This is a genomic window from Erwinia sp. V90_4 (assembly GCF_029967685.1).
Classification (GTDB): domain Bacteria; phylum Pseudomonadota; class Gammaproteobacteria; order Enterobacterales; family Enterobacteriaceae; genus Erwinia; species Erwinia aphidicola.
Window position 1 is genome coordinate 21207 of sequence record NZ_JASCAQ010000053.1, and the last position, 17245, is coordinate 38451.

The 17245-nt window shown below is 54.8% G+C and carries 16 protein-coding genes; all 16 read left to right on the forward strand.

All coding sequences use genetic code 11. From position 1 onward, the window contains the following. Positions 1-115: 115 nt before the first annotated feature. The 16 genes from asnC to QLG07_RS14365 all read left to right on the forward strand — a co-directional run bounded on the left by asnC (position 116) and on the right by QLG07_RS14365 (position 17216). Entirely contained in the window at positions 116-577 is a 462-nt protein-coding gene (gene asnC, locus QLG07_RS14290) for a transcriptional regulator AsnC (RefSeq protein WP_048914172.1), read from the forward strand. Between the two features lie 258 nt (positions 578-835). Then, complete coding sequence (gene mioC, locus QLG07_RS14295) at positions 836-1276, forward strand: FMN-binding protein MioC (protein WP_048914171.1); 441 nt, start codon at positions 836-838, stop codon at positions 1274-1276. 466 nt (positions 1277-1742) lie between these two features. Continuing rightward, positions 1743-3632, forward strand: coding sequence for a tRNA uridine-5-carboxymethylaminomethyl(34) synthesis enzyme MnmG (gene mnmG, locus QLG07_RS14300; protein WP_099754528.1), 1890 nt, complete (start codon positions 1743-1745; stop codon positions 3630-3632). Between the two features lie 45 nt (positions 3633-3677). Then, entirely contained in the window at positions 3678-4298 is a 621-nt protein-coding gene (gene rsmG, locus QLG07_RS14305) for a 16S rRNA (guanine(527)-N(7))-methyltransferase RsmG (RefSeq protein WP_282469478.1), read from the forward strand. 827 nt (positions 4299-5125) lie between these two features. Continuing rightward, a complete protein-coding gene (gene atpI, locus QLG07_RS14310; protein ID WP_048917949.1) occupies positions 5126-5509 on the forward strand; it encodes a F0F1 ATP synthase subunit I in 384 nt (127 codons plus the stop codon). Positions 5510-5517: 8 nt separating this feature from the next. Continuing rightward, a complete protein-coding gene (gene atpB / locus QLG07_RS14315) occupies positions 5518-6336 on the forward strand; it encodes a F0F1 ATP synthase subunit A (protein WP_048917948.1) in 819 nt (272 codons plus the stop codon). Between the two features lie 49 nt (positions 6337-6385). Then, positions 6386-6625, forward strand: coding sequence for a F0F1 ATP synthase subunit C (gene atpE / locus QLG07_RS14320; protein WP_003849523.1), 240 nt, complete (start codon positions 6386-6388; stop codon positions 6623-6625). 100 nt (positions 6626-6725) lie between these two features. Next, on the forward strand, positions 6726-7196 hold the full coding sequence (gene atpF, locus QLG07_RS14325; RefSeq protein WP_048917947.1) for a F0F1 ATP synthase subunit B: 471 nt from the start codon (positions 6726-6728) through the stop codon (positions 7194-7196). A gap of 11 nt (positions 7197-7207) precedes the next feature. Beyond that, on the forward strand, positions 7208-7741 hold the full coding sequence (gene atpH / locus QLG07_RS14330; protein WP_048917946.1) for a F0F1 ATP synthase subunit delta: 534 nt from the start codon (positions 7208-7210) through the stop codon (positions 7739-7741). A gap of 16 nt (positions 7742-7757) precedes the next feature. Then, the gene (gene atpA, locus QLG07_RS14335) at positions 7758-9299 is read left to right on the forward strand and encodes a F0F1 ATP synthase subunit alpha (RefSeq protein ID WP_048917945.1); all 1542 of its coding nucleotides are present in this window, start codon (positions 7758-7760) and stop codon (positions 9297-9299) included. Between the two features lie 54 nt (positions 9300-9353). Next, positions 9354-10223: a F0F1 ATP synthase subunit gamma gene (atpG, locus tag QLG07_RS14340; RefSeq protein WP_048917944.1), complete on the forward strand. Its 870-nt coding sequence runs from the start codon at positions 9354-9356 to the stop codon at positions 10221-10223. 32 nt (positions 10224-10255) lie between these two features. After that, positions 10256-11638 (forward strand): F0F1 ATP synthase subunit beta, encoded by a 1383-nt coding sequence (atpD, locus tag QLG07_RS14345; protein WP_048917943.1) that lies wholly within the window; start codon positions 10256-10258, stop codon positions 11636-11638. Positions 11639-11721: 83 nt separating this feature from the next. Beyond that, on the forward strand, positions 11722-12141 hold the full coding sequence (locus QLG07_RS14350) for a F0F1 ATP synthase subunit epsilon (RefSeq protein ID WP_048917942.1): 420 nt from the start codon (positions 11722-11724) through the stop codon (positions 12139-12141). Positions 12142-12307: 166 nt separating this feature from the next. Then, the gene (gene glmU, locus QLG07_RS14355) at positions 12308-13678 is read left to right on the forward strand and encodes a bifunctional UDP-N-acetylglucosamine diphosphorylase/glucosamine-1-phosphate N-acetyltransferase GlmU (RefSeq protein ID WP_048917941.1); all 1371 of its coding nucleotides are present in this window, start codon (positions 12308-12310) and stop codon (positions 13676-13678) included. A gap of 293 nt (positions 13679-13971) precedes the next feature. Next, on the forward strand, positions 13972-15804 hold the full coding sequence (gene glmS / locus QLG07_RS14360; protein ID WP_099754115.1) for a glutamine--fructose-6-phosphate transaminase (isomerizing): 1833 nt from the start codon (positions 13972-13974) through the stop codon (positions 15802-15804). Positions 15805-15923: 119 nt separating this feature from the next. After that, the gene (locus tag QLG07_RS14365; protein ID WP_099754100.1) at positions 15924-17216 is read left to right on the forward strand and encodes a serine hydrolase; all 1293 of its coding nucleotides are present in this window, start codon (positions 15924-15926) and stop codon (positions 17214-17216) included. Positions 17217-17245: the final 29 nt, after the last annotated feature.

The following is a 17245-nucleotide window of genomic DNA, read 5'->3' on the forward strand; positions in this document are numbered from 1 at the left end:
CCCGCGGGCGCCATTCCGGCGCCCGCTGTCATATCATCACTCCGATTGCCATTCTGTTCACGATCGCGCACATTATCGTCTGTTCAACTTATTATTCGATAATTCCGGAGCCCCCATGGCAGATAATATGCAGCCAGATAATCTCGATCGCGGCATCCTGAATGCCCTGATGGATAACGCCCGTGTCGCCTACGCCGAACTGGCAAAGCAGTTCAACGTCAGCCCTGGGACCATTCACGTGCGCGTTGAGAAGATGAAGCAGGCGGGGATTATTAAAGGCACGCGGGTAGAAATTGACCCGAAGATGCTGGGCTATGACGTCTGCTGCTTTATCGGCATCATCCTGAAAAGCGCCAGGGACTATCCTGCCGCCGTAGCGAAACTGGAGCAGCTTGAAGAGGTGGTGGAAGCCTGGTACACCACCGGCCACTACAGCATCTTTATTAAGGTGATGTGCCGCTCGATCGACGCCCTGCAGCAGGTGTTGATCAACAAGATCCAGACCATAGATGAAATCCAGTCGACCGAAACCCTGATCTCGTTGCAGAACCCGATCATGCGCACCATTACGCCCTGATCTGTGCACAAAATTATCCACAACCTGTACTGCTTGCGGATCTTGCAACAATGCGTACCGTCGGCGGCGCAGTCAGTTGTGATTCGGCCAGCGCACAGCGCCCGCAGCGTACTGTAGTACGTGAGGACTGCGAGCACTGCCCGGATCGTAAATGACAAGCGAGCCAGGTACCTTTCATAAAAACCCTGGTTTTCCACAGGTAGATCCCAGCCTGATCACAGCGTACAATGCCCGCCATTATCATTCAGGGATCCCATCATGGCCGACATTACTTTAATCAGTGGCAGCACTTTAGGCAGCGCAGAATATGTTGCCGATCATCTGGCAGAAAAGCTGGATGAGGCCGGGCACACCACCGAGACGCTGCACGGACCTGAGCTTGAAGAGCTGAAAACGTCTGGCATCTGGATTGTGGTCTCATCGACCCACGGTGCCGGTGAGCTGCCGGATAATATCCAGCCGCTGTTTGACGCTATAAAGGAAGAGCAGCCCGATCTCAGCAACCTGCGCTATGGCGCGGTCGGTATTGGCAACCGCGAATACGATCTGTTCTGTGGCGCGATCGTGCAGTTTGATGAGCTGCTGACCTCGCTCGGTGCTCAGCGCATTGGCGATCGTCTCGATATTGACGTGCTGGAACATGAGATTCCGGAAGATCCTGCCGGTGTCTGGGTAGAAAGCTGGAAAGAACTGATCTAAATCCGCTGTGGATCGGGCCGCGATCGTCGGTTCGATCCTTAAAAAAACGCGTTTTCGATCCCGAGTTTTGTAAATGTTGCTCTTTTTTGCCTGGTTTTACCGCGTTTATCTGTGGATAACCATGCTCAATTCCGTCTGATAACCGGTGTTTATCCCAATAACAACTCGGGTACCTGCCGGAGCCTGTGCATAACATGCCATTTAGATCCCAGCTTATACGGCGTGGGATCACCGATCATTCACAGTTAATGATCCTGCCTAATTGCCTGATCCTTATCAGCAAAAATGGCTTATCCACAGAGATCGTCGATCCTAATAGAAGATCTAATAAAGAGATCTCTAAATAAAAAAGATCTTCTTTTTAATACACGAAGATCCCGGCGCTTTCGCCATCGTCTAAAGTTGAGTAGAATCCACGCCCTCAGCAACACTCTCTTCAATCGCACAAGCCGCGAGGTGCAGTACCATGTTTTATCCAGATCCTTTTGACGTCATCGTAATCGGTGGTGGTCATGCAGGGACAGAAGCCGCTATGGCCGCTGCCCGTATGGGTCAACAAACCCTGTTATTAACCCATAACATCGACACGCTGGGACAGATGTCCTGCAACCCGGCGATTGGCGGTATCGGGAAAGGACATCTGGTTAAAGAAGTGGACGCACTGGGTGGGTTGATGGCTCACGCAATAGACCAGGCCGGTATCCAGTTTAGGATACTAAACGCCAGCAAAGGTCCGGCGGTACGCGCCACCCGTGCTCAGGCTGACCGCGTGCTGTATCGTCAGGCGGTACGCACCGCGCTGGAGAACCAGCCAAACCTGATGATCTTCCAGCAGGCGGTTGAAGATCTGATCGTCGAGAACGATCGCGTCGTCGGTGCTGTGACCCAGATGGGCCTCAAGTTCCGCGCAAAGGCCGTGGTGCTGACCGTGGGGACTTTCCTCGATGGCAAAATTCATATCGGCATGGATAACTACAGCGGTGGCCGTGCTGGCGATCCGCCATCCATTCCGCTGTCACGCCGCCTGCGTGAACTGCCGCTGCGCGTTGGCCGCCTGAAAACCGGTACCCCACCGCGCATTGATGCACGCACCATCGACTTCAGCGTGCTGGCTCCGCAGCATGGTGATACGCCAATGCCGGTATTCTCGTTCATGGGCAATGTCAGCCAGCACCCTCAGCAGGTGCCGTGCTACATCACCTACACCAATGAGAAAACCCATGAGGTGATCCGCAATAACCTCGATCGCAGCCCGATGTATGCCGGGGTGATTGAAGGCATTGGTCCACGCTACTGCCCGTCGATTGAAGACAAGGTGATGCGTTTTGCCGACCGCAATGCGCACCAGATCTTCCTCGAACCGGAAGGGCTGACCAGCAATGAAATTTATCCGAACGGCATCTCCACCAGCCTGCCGTTTGATGTGCAGATGCAGATCGTGCGCTCAATGCACGGGATGGAAAATGCCAAAATCGTTCGTCCTGGCTACGCCATCGAGTACGATTTCTTCGATCCACGCGATCTGAAACCGACGCTGGAGAGTAAATATATTCAGGGTCTGTTCTTTGCCGGACAGATCAACGGCACCACCGGCTACGAAGAAGCGGCGGCCCAGGGTCTGCTGGCGGGTCTGAATGCGGGTCGCCAGTCTGCTGACAAAGAGAGCTGGGCACCGCGTCGTGACCAGGCTTACCTTGGCGTGCTGGTCGACGATCTCTGCACCCTCGGCACCAAAGAGCCGTACCGCATGTTCACCTCGCGCGCGGAATATCGCCTGATGCTGCGTGAAGATAACGCCGACCTGCGTCTGACCGCTGCCGGCCGTGAACTGGGGCTGGTCGATGATGCCCGCTGGGCGCGCTTCAACGAGAAGCTGGAAAGCATCGAGCTGGAACGTCAGCGTCTGCGTGATATCTGGGTGCATCCGAAATCAGAAAACGTTAGCGAAGTGAACACGCTGCTGAGCGCTGCCCTGACCAAGGAAGCCAGCGGTGAAGATCTGCTGCGCCGCCCGGAAATGACTTACCCTCAGCTGATGACCCTCAGCACCTTCGGCCCGTCGCTTAGCGACCCGCAGGCTGCCGAGCAGGTTGAGATCCAGGTGAAGTACGAAGGCTACATTGCTCGCCAGCAGGAAGAGATCGATCGCCAGCTGCGCAATGAAAACACCGTGCTGCCGGTCGATCTGAACTACCAGCAGGTGAGTGGCCTCTCCAATGAGGTCATTGCCAAGCTGAACGATCACAAACCGGGATCGATTGGCCAGGCCTCACGTATCTCCGGGATCACCCCGGCGGCGATCTCAATTCTCCTTATTTACCTTAAAAAACAGGGCCTGCTGCGCAAAAGCGCCTGACCTGAAATACGGGTCGGGCTTGCCCCGACCCTACAGGACCTCTTCGTGATTAATAAACTCTCCGCCCTGCTGAAAAGCGCCCAAATTTCCCTGTCCGATCAGCAGAAACAGCAGCTGGTGGGCTATGTGGAGCTGCTCCACAAATGGAACAAAGCCTATAACCTGACCTCGGTGCGTGACCCGGAACAGATGCTGGTGCGTCATATTCTCGACAGCATTGTGGTGGAACCCCACCTGGTGGGTGAACGCTTTATCGATGTTGGCACCGGGCCCGGCTTGCCGGGCATCCCGCTGGCGATTGTGCGGCCGCAGGCGCATTTCACCCTGTTAGACAGCCTCGGCAAGCGCGTGCGCTTCCTGAAGCAGGTACAGCATGAACTGAAGCTGGAGAACGTCACCCCCGTGCAGAGCCGCGTTGAAGACTTCCCTGCCGAGCCTCCGTTTGACGGGGTGATCAGCCGGGCATTCGCTTCACTGACGGATATGGTCAGCTGGTGCCACCATCTGCCTGGCGGGAATGGCCGTTTCTATGCCCTGAAAGGCATCCTTCCGCACGATGAAATCGCCGCTTTACCGGCCGGTTTTAACGTGGAGAAGGTGTGCCCGCTGTCGGTGCCAACGCTGACCGGCGAGCGTCATTTGGTGATTATTTCGCCATCTATCTGACCGATTGAGCCAAAAAACAGGCCCGTTAGTGTGTTTAACCCGCATTAACGGGCTTTTTTTTAGCCAGGAAAACCCTTATTTTTATCCGCATTCGGGGTTTTTAAGAAATAGTTAACCACTGAAATTATATGACTTTTTTATCTCCAGTCCCGGCCTTAAGCCTGAATCGTGGTGAGCGGGGAGAGGGGAGGGCTTTTTTTTGCGAAAATTTGCCTGGACGGAGCTGTTACCATCAGGTTAAATCAGCCGACGGAAATGATCTGACAATCTCAGTTACATTTAACCTTAAGTTCACATTTGATTATCACTTTGATCACCTTTGGCCCGATATTTAAGGGTGCCGATAGTCACGCATGAAAATATATCCACGCAATAAATCGGCGTGAGTAATGGCTTGAGCAATGTTAAATAATTGCTACAGATGTCAATAAGACCTTTTAATCGAAGCAACAGGGCGTTTTTAAAAAACTAATATCTAATATATTGATATTAAACAATTAAAATTCATACTGTTGCGTATTATTAGGATAAAGCCAGCTTGTTTGTCCGGTATTACATTGCTGAATTGTGATCTGTCGCACGCTTTGTGAGCAAGCAATGTCGTGTATTGCAGAAAAAAACCAGCCAATTGCCGCCGCCAGCAGTTTGGGAAAACGGACCGCTGGAAAGAAATTTAAATAATTGTTCACCTTTTCTCTACTTATCGATTGAAATCACAGGTGCGCACCGTATAATTTGCACGTTTTTTGCTGCTTGACTCAAAAGAGCAAAGGCAGTTTTATACGACACGCGACATACCCCCATCGGGGCAGGAGAGTTTCAGCGTCATGTCAGTGTCCCTTTACAGAGTAAAATTTGCCCGGACCGTGTTGCTTTTGCAGCTGGTGACCTTTGTCGTAATCGGCGCACTGTTTTTTGCCCTGAAAGATCTGACGTGGGGCGTGTCCGCCTTAGCGGGTGGACTGGCAGCCTGGCTGCCGAACGTGTTGTTTATGATTTTTGCCTGGCGCCACCGGGCGGGGCATGAAGTAACAGGGCGGCTCGCCTGGACTTTTGCGTTAGGCGAAGTGCTAAAGGTGTTCGTTACTGTTCTCGTGATTATCGTGGCGCTGGGAGTGTTTAAGGCGGTGTTTACGCCGCTGGGACTGGCCTGGTTATCGGTGCTGATTGTGCAAATTGTCGCACCGGCTGTAATTAACAACAAAGGGTAAGAGGCATCATGGCTGCAGGAGAAATCTCTACGCCGCAAGAATACATAGGTCATCATCTGAATAACCTTCAGCTTGACCTGCGTACCTTCGAGCTAGTGAATCCGCACGACGCTCCGGCGACGTTCTGGGTACTAAATATCGACTCCATGTTTTTCTCTGTGGTGCTGGGACTGGTGTTCCTGGTGCTGTTTCGCAAAGTCGCGAAATCAGCGACCAGCGGCGTGCCGGGTAAATTACAGGCCGCTGTTGAGCTAGTTGTTGGCTTCGTTGACGACAACGTGCGCGACATGTACCACGGTAAAAGCAAACTCATCGCTCCACTGGCCCTGACGATTTTCGTCTGGGTGTTCCTGATGAACTTCATGGACCTGCTGCCAATCGATCTGCTGCCGTACATCGGCGAGCATGTCTTTGGTCTGCCAGCGTTGCGTGTGGTGCCTTCTGCTGACGTGAACGTCACGCTGTCGATGGCCCTTGGCGTATTTATTTTGATTCTGTTCTACAGCATCAAGATGAAAGGCATTGGCGGCTTTACTAAAGAGCTGACTCTGCAACCCTTCAACCACCCTGTATTCATTCCGATCAACCTGATTCTGGAAGGTGTGAGCCTGCTGTCCAAACCGGTATCTCTGGGTCTGCGACTGTTCGGAAACATGTATGCGGGGGAATTGATTTTTATCCTGATTGCCGGTCTGTTGCCGTGGTGGTCACAGTGGATTCTGAATGTGCCATGGGCCATTTTCCACATCCTGATCATTTCGCTGCAGGCTTTCATTTTCATGGTCTTAACGATTGTCTATCTGTCGATGGCATCTGAAGAACATTGATTTTTTCTCAACACTACTGCGTTTTAACTGAAACAAACTGGAGACTGTCATGGAAAACCTGAATATGGATCTGCTGTACATGGCTGCCGCTGTGATGATGGGCCTGGCGGCAATCGGTGCTGCGATCGGTATCGGCATCCTCGGAGGCAAATTCCTGGAAGGCGCCGCACGCCAACCGGATCTGATTCCTCTGCTGCGTACGCAGTTCTTTGTTGTAATGGGTCTGGTGGATGCAATCCCAATGATCGCTGTTGGTCTGGGTCTGTACGTGATGTTTGCTGTCGCGTAAAAACCGATAGTTCATCGCCAGCGTTTGTGGGCGATGAACGGCTTCTGGCCGCTGCTTCGGCAGCGGCAGAAAAAGTTAACTTAACAAGAGGCATTGTGCTGTGAACATTAACGCAACAATCCTCGGCCAGGCTATCGCGTTCATCCTGTTTGTCCTGTTCTGCATGAAGTACGTGTGGCCGCCGCTTATGGCTGCTATCGAAAAGCGCCAGAAAGAAGTTGCCGAAGGCCTTGCTTCCGCTGAACGTGCCAAGAAAGATTTGGATCTCGCGCAGGCTAATGCGACCGACCAGCTGAAGAAAGCGAAAGAAGACGCTCAGGTAATCATCGAGCAGGCGAACAAACGCCGTGCGCAGATCCTGGACGAAGCGAAAGCTGAGGCTGAGCAGGAACGTAGCAAGATCGTCACCCAAGCGCAGGCAGAAATTGATGCCGAACGCAAACGTGCACGTGAAGAGCTGCGCAAGCAGGTCGCGATGCTGGCTGTTGCCGGCGCCGAGAAAATCATTGAACGTTCCGTGGATGAAGCTGCTAACAGCGACATCGTTGATAAACTGGTCGCTGAACTGTAAGGGAGGGGCTGATGTCTGAATTTACTACCGTAGCTCGCCCCTACGCTAAAGCCGCTTTTGACTTTGCGGTTGAACATCAAAGTATCGATCGCTGGCAGCAGATGCTGGCGTTTGCCGCCGAAGTGGCTGGCAATGAACAGGTATCAGAACTTCTTTCCGGCGCTCTGGCGCCGGAAGCGTTGTCTGGAGCGTTCATCGCGATCTGTGGTGACCAACTCGACGAAGCCGGTCAGAACCTGATTAAGGTGATGGCTGAAAACAAACGTTTGCCAGCGCTTACCGCTGTTCTGGAACAGTTCATCCAACTGCGTGCCGCACATGATGCGACCGCTGAGGTTGAAGTTATCTCTTCCACGACATTGAGCGATGAACAGCTGACCAAAATCAGCAGCGCGATGGAAAAACGTCTGTCACGCAAAGTTAAGCTGAATTGCAAAATTGATAAGTCTGTAATGGCAGGCGTAATCATCCGTGCGGGTGATATGGTCATTGACGGAAGCGTACGCGGTCGTCTCGAACGCCTCGCAGACGTCTTGCAGTCTTAAGGGGACTGGAGCATATATGCAACTGAATTCCACCGAAATCAGCGAACTGATCAAGCAGCGCATTGCTCAGTTCAATGTAGTGAGCGAAGCTCACAACGAAGGTACTATTGTTTCTGTAAGTGACGGTATCATCCGCGTCAACGGCCTGGCCGATGTGATGCAGGGTGAGATGATTGCCCTGCCGGGTAACCGTTACGCTATCGCACTGAACCTGGAGCGCGACTCTGTTGGTGCCGTAGTCATGGGCCCATACGCTGACCTCGCCGAAGGCATGAAGGTTAAGTGTACTGGCCGTATCTTAGAAGTTCCGGTCGGCCGTGGCCTGCTGGGCCGCGTAGTGAACACCCTGGGTGCTCCTATCGATGGTAAAGGCGCTATCGACAACGACGGTTTCTCACCGATCGAAGTGATTGCACCAGGCGTTATCGACCGTCAGTCCGTTGACCAGCCTGTACAGACTGGTTACAAGTCTGTCGATGCGATGATTCCAATCGGTCGTGGCCAGCGTGAGCTGATCATCGGTGACCGTCAGACCGGTAAAACCGCAATGGCGATCGATGCGATCATCAACCAGCGCGATTCCGGCATCAAATGTGTGTACGTAGCTATCGGCCAGAAAGCCTCTACCATCGCTAACGTGGTACGTAAACTGGAAGAGCACAACGCGCTGGCTAACACCATCGTTGTGGTTGCAACCGCATCTGAGTCTGCTGCTCTGCAATACCTGGCACCGTATGCCGGTTGTGCGATGGGCGAATACTTCCGTGACCGCGGTGAAGATGCACTGATCGTGTACGATGACCTGTCTAAACAGGCTGTTGCTTACCGTCAGGTTTCTCTGCTGCTGCGCCGTCCACCAGGCCGCGAAGCGTTCCCTGGCGACGTGTTCTACCTCCACTCCCGTCTGCTGGAGCGTGCTTCCCGCGTGAGCGCCGACTATGTTGAGCGTTTCACCAACGGTGAAGTGAAAGGTAAAACCGGTTCACTGACTGCGCTGCCAATCATCGAAACCCAGGCGGGTGACGTTTCTGCGTTCGTTCCAACCAACGTAATCTCGATTACCGATGGTCAGATCTTCCTGGAAACCAACCTGTTTAACTCCGGTATTCGTCCGGCAGTTAACCCGGGTATCTCAGTATCTCGTGTAGGTGGTGCTGCTCAGACCAAGATCATCAAGAAACTGTCCGGTGGTATTCGTACCGCGCTGGCACAGTATCGTGAACTGGCTGCGTTCTCTCAGTTCGCCTCCGATCTGGATGAAGCAACCCGCAAACAGCTGAGCCACGGTCAGAAAGTGACCGAGCTCCTGAAACAGAAACAGTATGCGCCGATGTCTGTCGCGCAGCAGGGTCTGGTGCTGTTTGCCGCCGAGCGTGGCTTCCTGAATGACGTCGAACTGGCGAAAATCGGTAGCTTCGAAGCGGCACTGCTGGCTTACGCGGATCGCGATCACGCAGAGCTGATGGCTGATATCAACCAGTCTGGTAACTATAACGGCGAAATCGAAGAGAAGCTGAAAGGCCTCCTCGAAACGTTTAAAGCAACCCAGTCCTGGTAATGTCTGGCGGCTTGTTCCTTCGGGGGCAGGCCGCAAGGCTTTGAGGAGAAGCTTATGGCCGGCGCAAAAGAGATACGTAGTAAGATCGGCAGCGTGCAAAACACGCAGAAGATCACCAAAGCGATGGAAATGGTCGCCGCCTCCAAAATGCGTAAATCGCAGGAACGCATGGCGGCCAGCCGTCCTTATGCAGAGACCATGCGCAAAGTGATTGGTCACATTGCGTTAGGTAATCTGGAATACAAGCACCCTTACCTGGAAGAGCGTGACGTTAAACGCGTCGGCTATCTGGTCGTGTCTACCGACCGCGGGCTTTGTGGTGGTTTGAACATTAACCTGTTCAAACGAGTGCTGGCTGATATGAAGGCTTGGGCTGATAAAGGCGTCGAAAGTGATATGGCGATTATCGGTTCCAAAGGTCTGTCATTCTTCAGCTCTGTTGGCGGCAACGTGGTTGCTCAGGTTACCGGGATGGGTGATAAACCTGCCCTGTCCGACCTGATTGGCCCGGTCAAAGTGATGCTTCAGGCATACGATGAAGGCCGTCTCGACAAGCTGTTTATCGTCAGCAACAAATTTATCAACACCATGTCTCAGACTCCACAGATCGTACAGCTGCTGCCATTACCGCCAGCAGATGATGCGGAAGGCGTTGTGAAGAAGAGTACCTGGGACTATCTGTATGAACCGGATCCGAAAGCGCTGCTGGACACGTTACTGCGCCGCTATGTCGAGTCTCAGGTTTACCAGGGTGTTGTTGAAAACCTGGCCAGCGAGCAGGCCGCGCGAATGGTGGCGATGAAAGCCGCAACCGATAACGGCGGAAACCTGATCAAAGAGCTGCAGTTGGTATACAACAAGGCTCGTCAGGCCAGCATCACCCAGGAACTTACCGAGATTGTCGGTGGGGCCTCCGCGGTTTAACCAGGTTTAATGAATTAGGTAGAGGATTCAAGATGGCTACTGGAAAGATTGTCCAGGTAATCGGCGCCGTGGTTGACGTCGAGTTCCCTCAGGACGCAGTACCACAAGTGTACAGCGCCCTTGAGGTTAAAAATGGTGATGCTCGTCTGGTGCTGGAAGTTCAGCAGCAGCTGGGTGGCGGCGTGGTTCGTACCATCGCCATGGGTTCTTCAGACGGCCTGAAGCGCGGTCTGGAAACTGTCGACCTTGAGCACCCGATCGAAGTACCTGTTGGTGTTGCAACGCTTGGCCGTATCATGAACGTGCTGGGTGAGCCAATCGATATGAAAGGCGACATCGGCGAAGAAGAGCGTTGGGCGATTCACCGTTCAGCACCTTCTTACGAAGATCAGTCAAACTCGCAGGAACTGCTGGAAACCGGCATCAAGGTTATCGACCTGATGTGTCCGTTCGCTAAGGGCGGTAAAGTCGGTCTGTTCGGTGGTGCGGGTGTAGGTAAAACCGTAAACATGATGGAGCTGATCCGTAACATCGCGGCTGAGCACTCAGGTTTCTCGGTATTTGCCGGTGTGGGCGAGCGTACTCGTGAGGGTAACGACTTCTACCACGAGATGACCGACTCTAACGTTATCGACAAAGTGTCCCTGGTTTATGGCCAGATGAACGAGCCACCAGGAAACCGTCTGCGCGTCGCGCTGACCGGTCTGACCATGGCTGAGAAGTTCCGTGACGAAGGTCGTGACGTACTGCTGTTCATCGATAACATCTACCGTTACACCCTGGCCGGTACTGAAGTATCAGCACTGCTGGGTCGTATGCCTTCTGCGGTAGGTTATCAGCCAACGCTGGCGGAAGAGATGGGCGTTCTGCAGGAACGTATCACCTCGACCAAAACCGGTTCAATCACTTCCGTTCAGGCCGTTTACGTCCCTGCGGATGACTTGACTGACCCGTCACCAGCCACCACCTTTGCGCACTTAGACGCAACCGTGGTACTGAGCCGTCAGATCGCTTCACTGGGTATCTACCCGGCGGTTGACCCACTGGATTCTACCAGCCGTCAGCTGGATCCACTGGTTGTTGGTCAGGAACACTATGACACTGCGCGTGGCGTTCAGTCACTGCTGCAGCGTTATCAGGAACTGAAAGACATCATCGCCATCCTGGGTATGGACGAACTGTCAGAAGAAGACAAACTGGTGGTAGCACGCTCGCGTAAGATGCAGCGCTTCCTGTCCCAGCCGTTCTTCGTGGCTGAAGTATTCACCGGTTCTCCGGGTAAATACGTGTCCCTGAAAGATACCATCCGTGGCTTTAAAGGCATCATGGAAGGCGAGTTCGACCATATGCCAGAGCAGGCTTTCTACATGGTAGGTTCCATCGAAGAAGCCGTGGAAAAAGCGAAGAAACTGTAATTATTTCCCCTAAACAACTCGGGCTGCAGCCAACGCGTATGCAGTCTGAAGTATGAAGGGGAAAGTTTCTCAGGAGGTTAACAATGGCTATGACTTTTCACCTGGACGTTGTCAGCGCGGAGCAGCAGATGTTCTCCGGTACTGTACAGAGCATCCAGGTATCAGGTAGCGAAGGTGAGCTGGGTATTCGCCCAAACCACGCCCCGCTCCTGACCGCCATTAAGCCTGGTATGGTTCGCATCGTTAAGCAGCACGGCGAAGAAGAGGTGATTTACCTCTCCGGCGGCGTGCTGGAAGTGCAGCCTGGCGCGGTTACCGTGCTGGCTGACACGGCGATCCGCGGCAGCGATCTTGATGAAGCTCGCGCGCTGGAAGCGAAACGCAAAGCCGAAGAGCATATGAACAGCTCGCACGGTGATGTTGACTTCGCCATGGCGTCTGCGGAACTGGCTAAAGCGATCGCCAAACTGCGCGTGATCGAGTTGACCAAGAACGCGATGTAACTCAGGTTTAAGTTGTTCGAGTGCCAGTCAGGAAACTGACTGGCATTTTTTTTGCCCCAATCCCGCCACCCGCTGCGCTTCAGGCTAATTTCGGGCTGAGAAAAATGTAGTATTCTTAGTGTTAAACCGTTTTACTTTCAACATCAAATAAAGAGTCAGGATGTCTATGTCTGAGAGCCCGATGAGCGTCGTTATCCTTGCCGCCGGTAAAGGTACGCGCATGTACTCCGAACTGCCGAAAGTGCTGCATTTACTGGCAGGAAAACCGATGGTTCAGCATGTGATTGATGCGGCAAAAGCGCTGAACGCGCAGCGCGTCAATCTGGTTTATGGCCACGGTGGTGACCTGCTGAAAAGCACCCTAAACGATGCCTCACTGAACTGGGTGCTGCAGGCGGAGCAGCTGGGCACTGGCCACGCGATGCAGCAGGCCGCCCCCTGCTTTGCTGATGATGAAGACATTCTGATGCTGTACGGCGATGTGCCGCTGATCTCGGTCGAGACGCTGCGCCGCCTGCAGTCGGCTAAACCGGCGGGCGGCATTGGCCTGCTGACGGTGATGCTCGATAACCCAACCGGTTACGGGCGCATCATTCGTGAAAACGGCCAGGTGGTCGGCATTATCGAACAGAAAGATGCCGCCCCTGAGCAGCTGCTGATTAATGAGATCAATACCGGCATCCTGCTGGCGAACGGCGCGGATCTGAAGCGCTGGCTCGGCAAGCTGACCAACAACAACGCGCAGGGCGAGTATTACATTACCGATATCATTGCCCTCGCCCACCAGGAAGGCCGCCAGATTGCGGCGGTACATCCGTCCCGCTCCACCGAAACCGACGGCGTGAACAACCGTTTACAGCTGGCGACGCTGGAGCGTGTTTACCAGGCGGAGCAGGCAGAAAAACTGCTGCTGGCCGGGGTGATGCTGCTGGATCCGGCACGTTTCGATCTGCGCGGCACGCTGGAGCACGGTCGCGATGTGGTGATCGATACCAATGTGATCATTGAGGGTCACGTTACCCTGGGTAACCGGGTGAAAATCGGCAGCGGCTGCGTGATTAAAAACAGCGTGATTGCCGACGACAGCGTCATCAGCCCGTACAGCGTGATTGAAGACGCACGGCTGGACACCGGCTGCAGCGTCGGGCCTTTCGCCCGCCTGCGTCCCGGTAGCGAACTGGCCGAAGGCGCGCACGTCGGTAATTTTGTTGAGATGAAAAAGGCACGGTTGGGCAAAGGCTCGAAAGCCGGGCATCTCAGCTACCTGGGCGATGCCGAGATTGGTAGTCACGTCAATATCGGCGCGGGCACCATCACCTGCAACTACGACGGCGTGAATAAATCGAAGACCATCATCGGCGACGACGTGTTTGTGGGTTCCGATACCCAGCTGATCGCCCCGGTGAGCGTCGCGGCGGGGGCCACCATCGCGGCCGGTACCACCATTATGAAAAACGTTCCGGCGGCGGGCCTGGTGTATAACCGCAAAGAGCAGCAGCTGAACGCCAGCTGGCAGCGCCCGGAAAAGAAAAAATAACCCATTCCAGGGGCCAGGCTCGCCTGGCCCTGTGTTTTGTTTTAAAAGCAGTAAACATAAAAATAATCCCCAACACTACAAGGCTCGGGGAACCGAAAAATACTCGTCATTCTTCACATTGCAGGTGCGTTGGCTGCACCCGTTCACCCCGGTCACATAGTTGTCTATGCTCCCGGGGATTCACGGGCTTGCCGCCTTCCTGCAACGTGAATTATTTAGAGTATGCACCGGAATAATCAGGTCAGAAGACAACGCAGATGACGCTGAACGTCATCCTGTCAGGAAAATTTACTATGTGTGGAATTGTTGGAGCTGTAGCGCAGCGTGATATTGCAGAGATCCTGCTCGAAGGGCTGCGCCGTCTGGAGTACCGTGGTTATGACTCTGCGGGTCTGGCTGTGGTCGATCAGCAGGGAAATGCCACCCGCCTGCGCCGCCTGGGTAAGGTTCAGAACCTTGCTGAAGCGGCAGAAAGCACCGCGCTGATTGGCGGAACCGGTATCGCGCACACGCGCTGGGCAACCCACGGTGAGCCGTCGGAAGCCAATGCGCACCCGCATATCTCTGAACATATCATCATTGTTCACAACGGTATTATTGAGAACCACGAACCGCTGCGCGAGCAGCTGATCGCCCGTGGCTACACCTTTGCGTCAGAAACCGACACCGAAGTGGTGGCGCATCTGGTGCATTGGGAGCAGAAACAGGCTGGCGGCTCGCTGCGTGAAGTGGTGCAGCGCGTTATCCCTCAGCTGCGCGGCGCCTACGGCATGGTGATCGTCGACAGCCGTGACCCGTCCGTGCTGGTGGCCGCCCGTTCCGGCAGCCCGCTGGTGATTGGCCGTGGCGTGGGCGAAAACTTTATCGCCTCCGACCAGCTGGCCCTGCTGCCGGTGACGCGCCGCTTTGTTTACCTGGAAGAGGGTGACATCGCGGAAATTACCCGTCGTGACGTCACGATTTTCGATCGCAGCGGCGCTCAGGTGAAGCGCGCAGAGATCGAATCCACCGCGCAGTACGACGCCGGTGATAAAGGCGTTTACCGTCACTACATGCAGAAAGAGATTTACGAGCAGCCGGTTGCGATCAAAAACACCCTCAGCGGGCGTTTCAGCCATGGCGAAGTCGACCTCTCCGAGCTGGGCCCGAACGCGGATGCGCTGCTGGCCAACGTTGAGCATATCCAGATCGTGGCCTGCGGTACCTCCTATAACTCCGGGATGGTTTCGCGCTACTGGTTCGAGTCGCTGGCGAACGTGCCGTGCGACGTGGAGATCGCCTCTGAGTTCCGCTATCGCAAATCCGCGGTGCGCAAAAACAGCCTGCTGATCACCCTGTCCCAGTCCGGTGAAACCGCCGACACCCTGGCAGCGCTGCGCCTGTCAAAAGAGCTGGGCTACCTCGGCTCGCTGGCAATCTGCAACGTGGCGGGTTCCTCACTGGTGCGTGAATCTGACCTGGCGCTGATGACCAAAGCCGGAACCGAAATTGGCGTGGCCTCGACCAAAGCCTTCACCACCCAGCTGACCGTGCTGCTGATGCTGGTGGCGAAAATTGGCCGGCTGAAAGGGGTGAACCCGCAGGTAGAACACGACATCGTGCACTCTCTGCAGGCGCTGCCGAGCCGCATTGAGCAGATGCTGTCGCAGGATGAGAAGATCGCCGCGCTGGCGGAAGACTTCTCCGACAAGCATCATGCGCTATTCCTTGGCCGTGGCGATCAGTACCCTATCGCGATGGAAGGGGCGCTGAAGCTGAAAGAGATCTCCTACATTCACGCAGAAGCCTACGCCGCCGGCGAGCTGAAGCATGGCCCGCTGGCGCTAATCGATGCTGATATGCCGGTGATTGTGGTCGCGCCGAACAATGAACTGCTGGAGAAGCTGAAGTCGAACATCGAAGAAGTGCGCGCCCGCGGCGGCCTGCTGTATGTCTTCGCCGATGTTGATGCCGGTTTCGCCGACAGCGAAGGGATGCGCATTATCCCACTGCCGCACGTTGAAGAGGTGATTGCGCCAATCTTCTACACCGTGCCGCTGCAGCTGCTCTCGTACCACGTCGCCCTGATTAAAGGCACCGATGTGGATCAGCCGCGTAACCTGGCGAAGTCCGTTACGGTGGAATAAGCCTTCACGCCGTTGCTTAACAGTCCGGTATGCCTTTGGCTGCCGGACTTTTTTTGTATAAAAAAAAGCCAGCGCTGTTCCTAGAATGGTTCTCCGTCTACGGTAAAAAGGAGAACACCATGAGGAGAATGAATCGCAGAGTGGGCTTTTTGGCACTCTGTTTTAGCCTCGCAGCGCAGGCCAGCAGCGGATGCCCGCTCCCGCTCACCACCTGCCCGGCACCGCTGGATAAACAGCTGCCCGATGTCAAAGATATGCTCACCTGGAGCCCGCAGCAGCGGACGATCGGTTTTCGCAACGACTACCGCTCATATCCGGGTGATATCTTCCATGCCGCGAAACCCGTGCCGATCCCGAAAGCCTACCGGGAGTTGTCGACCGTCAGCTATCAGTATCAGGGGCACCGCTACCGGCTGGATGATTATCTGCGGCGCAATAACGTCACCGGCATGATGGTGATTAAGGATGGTAAGGACGTCTGGGACTATTACGCGCACGGCAATATGCCGACTACCCTGTGGACCTCGCGCTCGGTGGGTAAGTCGGTGGTCTCCACGCTGGTGGGTATTGCGCTGCGCGAAGGGAAAATCACCTCGCTGGATGATGAACTGGTGAAATACAATCCGGCGGTGCGCGGCAGCGCGTGGGAAAAGGTGACGCTGCGTAATCTGCTACAGCACACTTCCGGCATTCGCTGGAATGAAGACTACACCGATCCAAACTCTGACTTCAGCAAGCTGACCCAGTGTGAGGCAGGTAAGGATACCTATGCCTGCGTCAGCCAGCTGGTGCTCAACCCGCAGCGCCAGGCGCTGGCCAAACCGGGAGAGGTTTGGTCATACGACTCCGGCGGCGCGTGGCTGTTGGGGGACACGCTGGAAAAAGCCACGGGTAAAACCCTGGCTCAGTATCTGCAGGAGCATATCTGGCAGCCGTTTGGCATGGTGCACGACGGTGTCTGGCACAGCTATCAGCCGGGTCAACATGACGTTGGCGCGCACGGTTTTAACGCCACGCTGGAGGACTGGGGCAAGTTTGGCCTGTTTGTCATGAACAACGGCGTGCTGCCTGACGGTACGAAAACCCTGCCTGACGACTGGCTACAGCAGGCCACCGATTGGACCAAAGCCAGCAACTCGGTCAGCGCGGACAATCCAGACGGCGTTTACGGACTGCAGTGGTGGAATATCGCAGTACCTGCCAGCAGCGAGGATGGGCCAAAAGAGGGGCTTACCCGCGGCAAAACGCTGTCGGCAGAGGGGATCTTCGGCCAGATGATAGTGGTTGATCCGCTGCATAAGCTGGTGATTGTGCAGTGGTCGAGCTGGCCGCTGGCGGAACCCGCAGCGGGCGCTCAGCCGCGCGAAGCCTCGCTGATGTTTAATGCGATAGCCAATAAGCTGGATCGCTAACGCAACGCTCCGCCGGAGAAAAACATGCC

Bases quoted from the DNA above. Each gene is read 5' to 3' on its own strand.
- asnC (WP_048914172.1), top strand. From the start codon at position 116: ATGGCAGATAATATGCAGCCAGATAATCTCGATCGCGGCATCCTGAAT.
- mioC (WP_048914171.1), top strand. From the start codon at position 836: ATGGCCGACATTACTTTAATCAGTGGCAGCACTTTAGGCAGCGCAGAA.
- mnmG (WP_099754528.1), top strand. From the start codon at position 1,743: ATGTTTTATCCAGATCCTTTTGACGTCATCGTAATCGGTGGTGGTCAT.
- atpI (WP_048917949.1), top strand. From the start codon at position 5,126: ATGTCAGTGTCCCTTTACAGAGTAAAATTTGCCCGGACCGTGTTGCTT.
- atpB (WP_048917948.1), top strand. From the start codon at position 5,518: ATGGCTGCAGGAGAAATCTCTACGCCGCAAGAATACATAGGTCATCAT.
- atpE (WP_003849523.1), top strand. From the start codon at position 6,386: ATGGAAAACCTGAATATGGATCTGCTGTACATGGCTGCCGCTGTGATG.
- atpH (WP_048917946.1), top strand. From the start codon at position 7,208: ATGTCTGAATTTACTACCGTAGCTCGCCCCTACGCTAAAGCCGCTTTT.
- atpA (WP_048917945.1), top strand. From the start codon at position 7,758: ATGCAACTGAATTCCACCGAAATCAGCGAACTGATCAAGCAGCGCATT.
- atpG (WP_048917944.1), top strand. From the start codon at position 9,354: ATGGCCGGCGCAAAAGAGATACGTAGTAAGATCGGCAGCGTGCAAAAC.
- atpD (WP_048917943.1), top strand. From the start codon at position 10,256: ATGGCTACTGGAAAGATTGTCCAGGTAATCGGCGCCGTGGTTGACGTC.
- QLG07_RS14350 (WP_048917942.1), top strand. From the start codon at position 11,722: ATGGCTATGACTTTTCACCTGGACGTTGTCAGCGCGGAGCAGCAGATG.
- glmU (WP_048917941.1), top strand. From the start codon at position 12,308: ATGTCTGAGAGCCCGATGAGCGTCGTTATCCTTGCCGCCGGTAAAGGT.
- glmS (WP_099754115.1), top strand. From the start codon at position 13,972: ATGTGTGGAATTGTTGGAGCTGTAGCGCAGCGTGATATTGCAGAGATC.
- QLG07_RS14365 (WP_099754100.1), top strand. From the start codon at position 15,924: ATGAGGAGAATGAATCGCAGAGTGGGCTTTTTGGCACTCTGTTTTAGC.